The organism is Spirosoma endophyticum (assembly GCF_900112365.1).
GTDB lineage: Bacteria > Bacteroidota > Bacteroidia > Cytophagales > Spirosomataceae > Spirosoma > Spirosoma endophyticum.
Genome location: NZ_FOLQ01000017.1, coordinates 119523 through 133304, shown reverse-complemented (window position 1 = coordinate 133304; position 13782 = coordinate 119523). Strand labels below are relative to the sequence as shown.

Here is a 13782-nt window from a genome sequence, read left to right as displayed (position 1 = left end):
CAGAGCGGTTACGAAGCGACAACGGACCTGAATTTATTAGCCAAGCCTTGCAGGATTGGTGTGCTGAAAAGCAGGTGGTATTACATTGGATTGAACCGGGCAAGCCCACGCAAAATGCTTATATTGAACGATTCAATGGCACATTTCGACGAGAGGTACTGAACGCCAACACGTTCAATAGTCTGGCGCAGGTACGCCGAACGGTGGATGCTTGGCTGGTGGAGTACAATACGGAGCGCCCTCATCAAGCATTGAAGTTTATGACGCCCGTTGAATACCGGCAGGCGGCTTAAGCTCCAGTCAAAACTGGCTCATATAACGGGGTAAGGACATGTTGACTATGACGTCTATACCATGGATTACTACAATGCTTTTAAGTTGTGGCTGACGGATCGAGGGTTGACCCTCAACTACGTAGGTACACTGCTGAAAGATTTGAAGGTAATGCTTGAGTAGGCGCACCTTGATGAAATGCATACTAACCTGATTTTCCGGCATCGTGATTATAAGAAACTGGTAGAGGACGTATATAATATTTAACTAACGGACGACGAGTTGACTGGCCTTTATAATCTTGATCTGTCGGCTAACCCCCAGACTCGACCGGGTATGTGATCTGTTTCTAATTGGCTGCTATACGGAGCTACGGTTTTCAGACTTTTCGGAGCTGCGACCTGAGAACATTACCATAGCCCATCACGGTGTTATTGTTGCCCGTGGTGGTCGCTCTACCGGCCTGATAGCACGTAAAGGTGTTGTAGTCACCTGTATTACTGGCTGAATTGCCCGCTTGCACACCCAGGAAGACATGATAGCGACTCGTGCCCGTATAGGACGTGCTGATCAAATCCGTTTGAGTTTGGGCCAGCACTAGCTAATGGATAGCGCCTGGCATCAACACAGTCAATATTGAGTGTCTGAATCGTCGTACTCGTATTGTACAAGAACAAAAATAGATTGTTCATAACGGAGCTTGAAGAAAGAAATGAGATGAATCAAATAAGCAAGTGACGCATCAGCCGTTTTAAAATCAAGTGTCCTATTGTTTTTATCATGTATTTAGGGAGCGGTAAGCAGGAGGATTGAGCAAATTATTGACATCCCTTCCATATTAATTTGTAAGCAGGAGCCCTGACACAAAGGATTACTTTCTCACCCACAATAGCCAAATAATAAGCTAAACGACCCTGCTATCATTGGCGGGGCCGTTTTATTTTTGGGAAAACGTAGTATGAACCTCCCTCCTAAACCTACGAAAAGGGTTCTGTAGGTTTGGTAGGTTTATTTCCATGTGGTGGGATTTTTAAACTTTACAACAATAGCTATTGCGTAACGGAATAAGCTAAGACCAGGTGGTAGCCAACTCCGATTTCAACGGCAACAGAATCGTTACCTGGGTGTACTGTTCCTCCACCGAGTCAATTCGAATTTGACCATGAAGATTAGCCTCCACCACTTCTTTGCTAAGGTATAAGCTCAGACCAGAGCCTTTGGCCGTAGCCTTGGTGGTGAAAAAGGGACTAAACAATTGACTAGCTTCTTTGGGAGGAATGCCCCGCCCATTGTCCCGAACCTGAAGCTGCACCTGATCCTCAATCTCTACCGTGCTTATTTCCAGCCGCGGTTCAAATCCTGTTACCCGCCGACACTTTTCGGCCAGCGCGTAACAGGCGTTATCGACCAGACTCGTTAGTACTTCACTAAATTCATGGGGTAATAAATTCACCAGGAGCGGCTGAGGTGCCAGTTGTAGTTCCAGTTGAATCCGTAAGGCAGGATAATTAGCCAGCGCTTTGGGAAAACAGGTGTCGATCTGCTGGGTTAAATAGGAATTGAGGTCGGTGAGCACGAAGGTCGACGAGCGCTCCTTGAGCAGTTTTTGCATATCCTGTAAGATGCGGGCGGTGCTGTTGCCATGCTCATGAATCTTGGTCAGATTCTGAGCCAGCATGGTGGTGGCATTTTCCAGGTCGTCCTGCTCATCGGCCAAAAAGGTAGCCTGATGTTTCTGGGTCACCGTCCGGATTTCCCCCAGAAGCTCCTTGCCTGTTAGGGAGAAGTTGTTGATGTAATTGAGGGGATTCAGCATGCGGTCCATAATACCTTTGGTTAACTTCCCCAGAGAGGCCATTTTTTCTTGATGGATCAGTTGCGTCTGGGTACTTTTCAGTTCAGTCAACGACTGCTTCAATTGAGCCGTGCGTAGGGTTACTTGTTGTTCAAGAGTTTCATTTTGGCGGGCCAAAATCTGCTGTTTCTCCTGTTCCTGAGTCCGCATCAGCGTCGAAAGGTGTTCTACCTGTTTCAATTTTTTGGCCAGAGAGCGATTGGTTTTGGCAAACTGACTGGCCAGAAATAAGGTGATACTCAGGGGTAAACTGAGCGTACCAACATTGAAGAATACCTGAACAATTATGAATTTCATAGAGAGATCAACTGCCAAATACGGAATCACCAGAGCGGCACTGATCAACAACACAAAACTGCCAGCACCAATCGTCAAAACCCAATATTCGTTTCCCCGATTCCGAGCAGCCAGCAAAAGCAGTCGGGTTGTTTCGATATCGGTTAGGATCAGCGCCAAGATAGTGGCCAGGTCAGTGGGCATATTCACTTGCAGGGTGAATAGGATAAGGTAAACACTAAAGCCAAAAAAGGCCGTATAAAAGACAAAACCGACTTGTTTCTTAAACAGGGTATAGACGGCTCCTAAAATGAACAGGTGAGCCCCGAAGATAAAAACCCACTGGGCGATGGCACTATGCATGCGATCCGCTACACTATGGACGTATTGATAGAATATGGGTTGGTTCAAATAGATGGCAGCGGCAAAAAAGCAGTATAGGCTAAACCAGAGATTTGCTTTGTGAGCCGGGTATAAGACGTAAAATAGCAAATGCAGCAGGGCTAGAATCGAAAACAGACCCACCTTGAAATAGTCAAAGAACATAAGATCAAAGTTTCCGCTGCTGTCAATGCGGTTTTGATTACGTTGGTCCGCCTGGTGAAGCCGAATCAGCAGAAATGGATTGGGTCGGTCGAAGAATTTTAGATAATGTATACCCGGCTGGAGGGCAACGCGTACGGCCAGTACCTGATCGGCTTGTGGGCCTAGTTGAAAATGAATCGCTTGCCCTAAGGCCTGGTTAGCGCCCGACGGGTTATACGCCTTTACCTGGTTAGGGTCTGTGCTAAGTTGCCCGAAGCCGCCAATGAGTTGTCCATTCAGGTAAAGCTGGGAGGCCACCTGCTGTTCAATCAGCATACTGATCACCTTGCCCAGTAAGGTCGAATCCACCCGCATATGTAGCCGCAACCAGCCTCTTTGTCGTTGCTGAATGTTAGCTAACTCCGTGATGTCCTGACTAGGGTCAATTGCCTGCCAGTACTGATCATCGATGTCAGGCTTCGCCCAATTCAGGTTGTCCCCTTCGTGCCATCGCCAGCCCTGGTTAAGTACGATGCCCTGGACGGGTAGACTGTCAATAGTAAAAACGGACTTGGCAGGGGCAGGAAGTTTAGGCTGAGCAAAGCCTGAGCCCGTAGTCAGCCAACAAATCAGGCAAATCAATAAAAGGCGAATCATGGATGGGAAGAGGAAGGACGCTCAAAGCTACTATAAGGGAATGTAGTAAATGAGAACAACTTACTAAGTGGCTGGTTGCCAGCCAAAGCTGACGTATTGAAACGAATACGGGCCCAGTACAACCAAGCGAATCGGCTCAATCAGAACGCCCAGAAGCGATGTCAGTATTCATCGTTTACCCCAATAAGCCTTCTATCTATATACATTCAACGATGACTACGAGTTATCACCCTACATTATCTAGCTCAGTTGAATGGTATTGCCCCTTGTCCTGAGTGGTATTATACTATTCATGTATGGCGGACTTCTATGGATCTCATTGGTAGGGGTACCTACCATGATTACTTGTTATGCCATTTGCCGCTTGCGTAGCTATTTCAATCTATTAATATAAAAAAGGGGTGATAGCTTAGACCTATCACCCCTTTTATCCAACCTACTTCTTAAAATAAAACTACTTCTTAAAATAATCGATCTTGTCAGCGTCCGAATTGTTGTCTATCCGGACTTCACCGCCACTGCCTCCTACAATCGTCGTACTGATGGTTAAGGTGCCCTGGGTGTTGCCTGGCGTCAACACGCCCGTTAACCCAATTGATTGACGCCCCTGGCCCGCAATGGACTGGGTGGTGGTGAAAATATACGAGTCTGGATTGGAGTTATTCAGGGTCCAGATGCTGTTTTGTACAATTCTCCCGCCCACCAGGGTTGCCGCTCCGTCAAAGCTCAGATTGACTAACGGATCTTTCGACACGTAGACCGTAATGAGGCCTGTACTCGCTGTCGGCAACAGATCATAGACATCGACCACAACGGTAAAGTTGGTGGTGCCATACTGCGTAGCGGGTAATGCATAGATAATTGGCGCCAGATCGGGCTGGGCTACCAACGTTGCCGTCGTACAACTGGCGCCATCGTTTCCTCCCAGTGGTGTACCCGTAGTGCCTAATATCGTAGCCACGTTCGTAGCCAGGTCAACCCTAAAGAATCGATCCAGCGTATTGGCATACACAAAGAGGGCACCCGAAGCGTCCACAAAAGCTGCCCCGTAGGCACTCGTCTCCGTCTGAATACCTCCTCCGCTCACCGTTCCTGTCGACAGTGTGGTTGAGCCGTTGGCGGGATTCATGGTGACCACCTTGAACGAACTGGCATTACCCGGATCGGTCAGCGCATAGAACCGGTTGGTAGCCGGGTTGTACGCCCAGTCAGACAGCGAGTAGTTGGTGATGGTCGTACCAAAAGGCGTCGCATCAACTGTACTGTTATCGGCCGATTCAACTAAGTCCAGGTACGTGCCGGTCCGGCTTGGATCAATATCCACTACGTAGTATCGGTTCCCATTGAGCAGAAATAAATACCCGCCATTCATTACGTCTCCTACTACATAGTTTACGTTCGTCGGCAGATTCGTGATGTTGAAAGCAGTCACCGTTCCGGTCCCGTCGATGCGTACCACCCGATGCGCTGCGTTGTCATAGCCCCAGATCAGGTTATCCGTAGGGCTGTAACCGATGGCATTGATAGCCCGATTGAGAGCGGCCACTGTCGTGCGGGTTCCGGTGCCTACATTGAAGCCATACAGGGTCGAGGTGGTCTGCCCGTTCGGTATAGCCACCTGATAGGCCGTTGAGGTACAGGAGAATGGAGTCGGTGGCGTGATCAGATTTATTAACGGGCAGCTGGCTCCGTCGTTACCGGCCAGCGGAACACCCGTCACGGACAACTGCGTCGCTACGTTGGTCGCTATGTTGATCCTGAAGAACACATCCAGTGTATTGGCATACACAAAGAGATTCCCCGTATTGTCAATATAGGTTGCTCCGAAAGCCGATATTTCCTGCCGAATCCCGCCCCCACTCACGCCCGCTGCGGCCAGCGTGGTCGTACCCGTCAGCGGATCGAGCGTTACGATCTTGAACGGATCGGTGGCGGTTGTATTGGTCAGCCCGTAAAACTTATTCGTGACCGGATCATACGCCCAGTCTGAAATCGTATACGCTGTAATAGCCGTACCAAAAGGCGTGTTGTCGACCGTAAAGCCCGTCGTTGGATCGACCAGTTGCAGATACGTACTTGTGTGTGCCGGATTGATATCGACCACGTAGTACCGGGTTCCACCAGACGTATAAAGGAACAGATAGCCCCCCGTCATGACGTCCCCATTGATGAAGTTTAGATTCGGCAGATTCGGAATCGTGTACCCCAGGATAGACCCGTTGGCGTCGATACGTACCACCTGGTTCAAATTGTTGTCAAATCCCCAGATGTAGTTATCCACGGTACTGTAGCCAATCGCGTTGATGGTCCGGGTCAGCGTGGCTAGCGTATTTCGGCTCCCCGTATTCACATCGAACTCGTAGAGCGAGGAAAACGTCTGTCCCGTAGGCACCGCCACCTGATACGTTTTGGATACACAGGCAAAGGGCGTTGGCGGCAACAGATTGGCCAGATTACAACTGGCCCCGTCATTATTACCGCTTGGGCTGGATGTCGACACCAGCGTAGCGACTCTGGACGATAGGTTAACTTTGAAAAACTTACCAGACTGGTTGCCAAAGACAAAGAGGTTCCCCGAATTGTCGACAAAGCTGGCCCCGAACCCCGATGTTTCGGTCCCAATGGTCCCACCCGACACAGCGTCTGTTCCTACGGTTGCGACACCCGTTACGGGATTGAGCGTTGTAATCCGGAATGGGGTGGCATCAGTTGCGGCCGTTAGCCCATAAAAATTGCCTGTACTGGGATTATAGGCCCAGTCGGAGATGGTCAGCGTCGGGGTGATGGTCGTCCCGTAGGGTGCAGCATCGAGTACATAGCCAATGGTGGGATCGACCAATTGAAGGTAGGTACTGGGACGAGCTGGATTAATATCCACTACGTAGTACGTCGCCAGATCTGTGTTGTAAAGAAACAGATAGCCGCCGTTGAGCACATCCCCTACATTAAATCCTCTCTCGGGTAAATTCGGAATGGTGAAGCCTGTAATCGCTCCGGTCGCATCAATCCGTACCACCTCACGGGCTGCCCCATCAAATCCCCAAATCAGATTATCTACGGTATTATAGCCGATGCCATTGATTAACCGGCCCAGGTCTTGTTTAATGACCGTGCGGACGCCCGTGGCTACGTTGAACGAGTAGAGGGTTGACGGAGCACCTCCGCCGGTAGCCGCTACCTGATAGGCCAGCGACGAACAAGCAAATGGAGCCAGCGCAGCCGTAGCGCCGAACGTATATGCCGTGTAGGCATTGGGGGTAAGTACGCCGGTGGTGGTAATGGAACCCGCTGTCAGGTTGCTTGTTCCACCCAGCACCGACGTCACATCGACCGCCGAGGCAATCGCTACCCATTGGGTACCATTCCATCCGACAATCGTCAGTTTGCTCAGATCGTTACTGGTTAACGTACCAATTGCGCTTAACGTACTCCAGGTTAGGGTAATAGTCGTGTTATTCGTGCCATCAATGTCCCAGTACTCCTGTGTGCTCACCACCGACAACGTAGCATCTTTAGCGCTCGTACTGAAGGGAGCACCGGCTGGCAAAGCGGCATAATTACCACCCCCTAAATTAGACGTAACAGCGGTAGATGGGTTCGTAAAGAAGTAAGCGCCCGTCGTGCCATCAGCGGCAGCGGCAAACGGACCGTAGTGGCCATTGTCCCCGGTTGGGAAGACGAACGAACCAGCCCCCTGCTTGCGTACGTAGCCATCGACGTGATTGGCATCGTTGGCCCCGGTATAGCCGGTTGCCGTAGCCGCAAAGCTGAGCACCCCCGCCGGCGAAGAACGTACCGTACCGATAATGCCGGGTTGGGTGCCCGCCCCGCCCGTAAGAAAGTTGTGGTTGCCAAAAAGGGTCATCTGGGCACCACTAAAAATAGTGGTATTGCCCTGACTACCCTGCTGAGCCCGGGCAGATAAGGCCATGACGAGCAACACCAGCACTACAGGTATGCTCATCCAGACCCACTGCCAGCGGGGTGGAGGATTGTATGATTTTATCATTTGATATCTCTTTAGGAGTAAGAATCAATGTTTAAGCGGGGATATCCAGGCGTGAACATCCGTAATCAGCCTGATCAGTTGCCTAGCGTTTAGCTACCTTGCTGCCGGTGACTTTCACCTTCCGAACCCCTACCTTTATCAGTTCCTGCCGCATTTCGCTCATGGCCAGTTTCAGTTCGGCGACTTCGGCCACCTGAGCTTTGAGTGCAGCGATTTCAGCCTGTTGCTCCTGGATGGCTTTGGTCAGCACGGGGATAAGACCATCGTAGTTTACATGATAAAACTCCTTGGTGTCATCCTTGGGCTTGTGGACCGCTTCGGGGAGTACTTTATACAGCTCCTGGGCGATGAAGCCTACGGATGGAACTGTTTTATCATCCGCGTTGAACGTTACTTTGCCATCTGTCAATAATTTGCTGGTATGCACATCATAGGTAACCGGGTGCAGCGCCATCACCTTGCTGAGACCGGACGTGACGCCCTGCACATTGGTCTTTACGCGGGCATCAGACAGGACATGATAGGCGCCGGCGAGATCGATATAGGCGATATCATAGCTAAGGCTGGGCGTGCCGCCAATGGGTAGGTTGAAAAAGCGGAAGCCCCCCGAGCCAGTACCGCAATAGTTTACCAGCTCAACCTCACCTATGCCAGGTTGTACAGCGTTCCAGTAGATAGCACCTTTGTTGCTGGTATTTACCAGTGGGGACACACCGCCGAAACCCCCGAAACCGATTCCCTCGTTTACCTCAAGCTGGAATTTGGGCGAATTTATTCCAATACCCACATACCCTCTTTCGGTTATTTTCAGACCTGAAGCTCCATTCTCATTAACTGAATGGGGCGCAATAACAAAGCCCCGGCTGGTAGCTGCCCCCTGGCCTATTGAGGCACCACCCGCGTTGGGGAAAATGATCCCCGCGTCACCTTCATTTACAATTAGGTTATAGGCCCCGACAAAGCCCAACTGGGGTACCATAAAAAACTTCCCGACATCGCCGATTGAAAGCTTTATCGCCTGGTTGTTAGAGGCCGCTGTATTTACGTTGAGCTTAACGCCTAAACCAGTCGAATTAGTCGCTGGAGTAGTCGTACCAATACCCACCTGGCCGTCTTGGAACATCACGGTATGCTGACCACTCGACCCTTGGACATCCAGCACGGCGTTGCTTGTAATCGTTGTTGGATTGGCCCCAATTTTTACCTGCGCCTGAACGCCCGCTGTTACGGCCATACTCATGATGGCTGCGATACATACATGTTGAAATTTCATAGAATTTGATTTGAGCTAGAATGAATTTATTTGGACAAAAGAAGACCTGTCGCCTGCTTTGAAAAGCAGCGAAACTGAACGTGAACGTTTTGATTTTAGGGAGTTATATTCTAGTAGAGTAAGCTGTAGATTGGGCCTAGCTTGACGATGTAATTTCGCTCGTTTCCAGGGGTGGAATTATGCGTGCGGCAGCCATCCAATCCATACAACTCGTGCCGTTTTTAGCCCCAGCGCCGGTGGGTGTAATGTAAAGGCTATAGACAAGCTGTTGAGCGCTTCCTTGTTTAGCTATAGAGAGAAGTGCAGCAGTGAATAAAAAGAATCGTAATAGTTTAGCCATCGATTGAGTTGAGTACGTAGTGTTTTTAATTCTCCAAAGGTCTAAACTCTTCACTAACTGGACTGTTAATTTCGTCTCAAATCCTGTCAATTTCGTCTCAAATAAGTCTTTTTAGTTAAGAAAACCCGCCCTCTCAAGTATACCTTTTACACAATCAGTTCCTAATTTGTATATGGCTTCATCTGTTTCCTTGTATATTTAAGGCTAAATAATTGGCGTTAGCCAGTTAATGCTTTTCTTCATTTACTCAACAAGATCAGACCTGGTATGCGCCTGTATAATCTATTACGGCACTGTCTCTTACTAATAATAAGTTGGTATATAGGTCTTATCGATAATTCTTCGTTAGCACAGTCTTCTTTCTTACCTACACCCAGGGTAATTAATGATCGGCAGGGTTTGTCTCAGGGTTTTATAACCGGGATTGTTCAGGATCGTCAGGGATTCATGTGGATCGCTTCCCGCGATGGGCTTTGTCGGTATGACGGCCGGACATTTCGGACGTTTAAACCAACATCTACCGGAAAGCCATCGCTTTCCTTCCCCGGACTAGTCAGGCTGATATTGGATCATCGGGGCATGATCTGGATCATCAGTGAACGAGGTGATCTGGATCGCTTTGATCCACGTACCGAAACGTTTACCAATGTCTCCCAACTACCCGCCTTTAAGCAAGCCTTCCCGCACTCGGGGCCAGGGAATGTCTGGCTGGATCGACAGGATCGGCTCTGGATTATATTTAATGCCTGGGGCACAGGCATGTATGATACGCGCACAGGACGGTGTCAACTCTATCGTCCTCAGCAAGGCCAGCCTGATACGTTGGAAGATCCGGGAATCGGCATTGCCGAAGACAATCTTGGCCGCTGCTGGGTAGCTACTTATCAAGGACTTATGTATTTTGATGCAGCACGACAGCGCTTAATAGCGCCTACCTTTCCGGTGCCTCACGACGGCTTAAACGGGCTTTACCGAACCCAGGATGGCCAGTTTCTTATTAGCTCCAGCCAGCAGTTGATACGGCTTAATCCACTCACTGGCCAAACGCAGGCCTATTCCCTTCCCCCCAAGCGTATAGTATGGGATCAAACGCATTTTACCACCGATAACAAAGGAGTCATCTATTTTCAGCGGGAAGGCCTTTTGTACCAATACACCCATAAGGAAGGCCCTCGGTTGCTTCGCTCTCAATCCTCGGGCTCCTCAATTGAACAGGGCCGGAGTTTATGGGTGGATCGATCGGATGTACTTTGGATCGGGACGAATGGGGGCGGTATCCGAACGTATGATCTGAGGGGAAATCCTATTCAGACGGCCCCGTATCAGGTTTCCTTCCATGTCGATTTGCTTCGACGTTGGTTAGGCGTGAAGCCAAACCTGCCCACATCTTATGTAACCAATGGCAGTAGCTATAATTTCCGGTATACAATCGATCAACAGCACAGACTTTGGTTTAACGCGGCTACTCAACCCTTTCAACGGCTTGACCTGGTAAGTGGTCACCTAACGACCATTCCATCACCCGCGCCACCGAAAGGACCTACCCCCTATCCAATGGCCACCGATCCAGCCGGACAGATATGGGTAGTATATGATTCGTTGGCCTGGCATTACCAGGCAGAAATGAGTAAGTGGATACCGTTTGACCATACCATACGCATTTCAGGTTCGGACCCTCCCTTACAATTAGTGGTCGATCAACAGGCGCTGTGGTTAGCTACGTCACGCGGAGGCCTGCTCCGGATTGATCGCCGAACGGGCGTTCATCGACAGTTCACCCATGTGGCGTCCAACCCGGCGTCGATTAATAGTAATAGTCTATATTGTATGTCAGCCGACCCGATCGATCCCAATCGCTTATGGATCGGTACGTTTGGGGCAGGCCTGTGCGCGTTTGATAAACGCACTGGCCAATGCCGCCGTTTTACCGAAGCGGATGGATTGCCCAATAATGTGATTTACTCAGCCATTCCTGATCAACAGGGATACCTCTGGATGGGAACCAACAAGGGGCTGGTACGTATGCATCGAAAAACATTTCAGATGCGCACCTACACCCATGAGGATGGGTTGCTGGCGGACGAGTTTAATCGCTTTCATTTTTTGCACCTGCCCCGTCTCGGGATCGCTAAGGAGCAAATTTATATGGGAGGAGTGGAAGGCATCACGGCTTTTTCGCCCCGCCAGATTCAGGACGATCGGTTTTCACCTTCCGTTGAAATCACCCAGATTCAGATTAATAACCAGCCCTTGTCGCTGAGCCCTCCAGATACAGTCGCGGTACCTTTCCTGCCGGTGCAGGTATTGCAAGAGCTGGAGTTACCCTATGACCAGAACTTCCTGACGGTTCGATTTGCAATAGCACAATATAACAAACCCGAAAAGAACCGGTTTCGGTATCAGTTGGAAGGGCTGACCAACCAATGGGTCGAAACGACTCAGCCAGAAGCTATTTATACGAACTTAAGCCCCGGCCACTACGTCCTTAAGTTGAATGCATCCAACACCTCCGGGCAATGGAGTCCACACGTCCGGACTTTGTCGGTTAGTATTCACCCGCCTTACTGGGCAACCTGGTGGGCCTATGTGGTCTACGGACTCCTCGTTTTTGGGATAGCCTACGTAGTGCTACGTTCATACATCAACCGATTACGCTTACAGCAGAAACTTACGCTCCAGCAACAAAGTCTGGCTTTTCAGGAACGGGAGACGCAGCAGTTGCGGGTGGTTGATGAGATGAAAACGCGTTTTTTCTCGAACGTGACGCATGAGTTTAGAACCCCCTTAACGCTGATTTTAACGCCTGTTCAGCAGTTAAAACAAAAATACGCGGATACCGATGACCAGCGTCGGCTAGGCGTTGTTGAACGTAATGCTTACCAGCTTCTGGAGTTGATTAACCAACTGCTTGATCTCTCGAAATTAGAAGCGAAGGCCATGACTGTTCAGAAGTCGGTCGGTAATTTGAGCGAATTTATAGAGGAGACGGTACGGTCATTCCGGGAGGAAGCCGATCGTGGGCACATTGAGTTAGGCTATCAACCGCAGCTCACGGGCGATTTTTTATTTGACCGGGCTAAACTGGAACGAATCATCTACAATCTGGTGTCCAATGCCCTAAAGTTTAGCCGGGCGGGTGATCGTGTGGTTGTTACGGTACAGCAAGCAAACGACGGCTTCGTTCAGATTATGGTGACCGACACCGGTATCGGAATTTCCCTCGAGCAAGTACCCTTTATCTTCGACCGCTTCTATCAGGCTGACGATTCCCCAACCCGTTCCCAGGAAGGAACCGGCATTGGGCTGGCCCTGGTCAAAGAACTCGTCGACGTACAGGCGGGTACGGTTTCGGTCAATAGCCAGCCGGGTGCGGGTACAACCTTTACCGTTCGGCTCCCTTATCAACCCGCCTTCGATGGGCAACCGGTACCCAAGGCTCTTGACACTAATCAGGCGAGGCAACCCATTCATAAATCCCAGCCTACTACCGAATCACCCCTCATCCTGGTGGTGGAGGACAATGACGATCTGGCCGAGTTTATTAGCCAAAGTTTACCGGCCTGGTATCGGGTGGTGCGGGCCAGCGACGGTGCCCAGGGACTCGACATAGCGATTGAGCGCATGCCCGATTTAGTGCTGAGCGACGTACTAATGCCTGGTATGGATGGGTATACGCTCTGCGAAAAACTAAAGGCAGATCCTTATACCAGCCATATACCCGTGGTTTTATTAACCGCGAAAAATACGTTGGATAGCCGGGTAAAAGGATTGGGACTTGGCGCCGATGACTATATCACGAAGCCGTTCCATTTAGCGGAGCTTCAACTCCGAATTCAGAATCTGCTTGATAATCGGCAACGCCTACGCGACTGGGTACGACAAAGTCTGGCTGATCCGGACAGAGTAGCCTCAACAGATGAGCTTGCTCAATCCGATCCCTTTTTACTTCGATTTTACACGATTCTGAATAATCATCTCGACGATTCGGAATTTGGCATTAACCAGTTGTCTCGTGAGATCGGTATGAGCCGGGCTAGTTTGTACCGCAAACTTGAAGCGATATCAAGTTTATCGGCAAATGAATTGATTCAAAATTACCGGCTGAAGCGGGCTACTGAGTATCTGCGGGATGGACAAACCATAACGGCAACCGCTTATCTGGTCGGCTTTTCGAGTCCTTCGTATTTTTCCAGCTGCTTCCGTAAGCTTTACAAACTCACGCCCTCCGAGTTTATCGCTCAAGAGCAGCAAGCAAATTAGGGTATATCCTTGACATAAAAGTCGTTGAAAACGGCCATCGGATTCGTAAAAAGAGGCAATTCGGTAGCGGTGAAAATCGGAACGTTGATTGACCCGTTAACTGCTTTACCCCAAACGAAATGATTGATGAATGTCAATCTACCTTTTGGGCCAGGCTCACCGATGAGCTTATTTTTGCAAGTATAGAGGTCAAATGAGAAAACAGTTTCTTGTTAGTCAGTCTACTACCCTTATTAGGACTGTTGAGCGGACAGCCATCTACACAAGGCATTTATATAAGCTTTTGAGAGAAGATATGTAAGCAGGATGTCTTT

At 49.7% G+C, this 13782-nt stretch carries 7 protein-coding genes; 2 read left to right on the top strand and 5 right to left on the bottom strand.

Features of this window, described 5'->3' with window-relative positions; all coding sequences use genetic code 11:
- The coding region (locus BM202_RS27965) for an integrase core domain-containing protein (RefSeq protein ID WP_143100771.1) at positions 1 to 293 on the top strand (293 nt) is incomplete at its 5' end.
- 359 nt (positions 294 to 652) lie between these two features.
- Here the strand turns inward: BM202_RS27965 and BM202_RS37425 are convergent.
- The 5 genes from BM202_RS37425 to BM202_RS37420 form a co-directional block, all read right to left on the bottom strand.
- The gene (locus BM202_RS37425; protein WP_177236703.1) at positions 653 to 871 is read right to left on the bottom strand and encodes a hypothetical protein; all 219 of its coding nucleotides are present in this window, start codon (positions 869 to 871) and stop codon (positions 653 to 655) included.
- 471 nt (positions 872 to 1342) lie between these two features.
- Complete coding sequence (locus BM202_RS27955) at positions 1343 to 3586, bottom strand: ATP-binding protein (RefSeq protein WP_093832427.1); 2244 nt, start codon at positions 3584 to 3586, stop codon at positions 1343 to 1345.
- 454 nt (positions 3587 to 4040) lie between these two features.
- Positions 4041 to 7595, bottom strand: coding sequence for a beta strand repeat-containing protein (locus BM202_RS27950; RefSeq protein WP_093832425.1), 3555 nt, complete (start codon positions 7593 to 7595; stop codon positions 4041 to 4043).
- Between the two features lie 82 nt (positions 7596 to 7677).
- A complete protein-coding gene (locus BM202_RS27945; protein WP_093832423.1) occupies positions 7678 to 8868 on the bottom strand; it encodes a tail fiber domain-containing protein in 1191 nt (396 codons plus the stop codon).
- 136 nt (positions 8869 to 9004) lie between these two features.
- A complete protein-coding gene (locus tag BM202_RS37420) occupies positions 9005 to 9208 on the bottom strand; it encodes a hypothetical protein (protein WP_093832421.1) in 204 nt (67 codons plus the stop codon).
- A 399-nt stretch (positions 9209 to 9607) separates the two neighbouring features.
- Between BM202_RS37420 and BM202_RS27935 the strand changes: the two genes are divergently transcribed.
- Positions 9608 to 13468, top strand: coding sequence for a hybrid sensor histidine kinase/response regulator transcription factor (locus BM202_RS27935; RefSeq protein ID WP_177236702.1), 3861 nt, complete (start codon positions 9608 to 9610; stop codon positions 13466 to 13468).
- Positions 13469 to 13782: the final 314 nt, after the last annotated feature.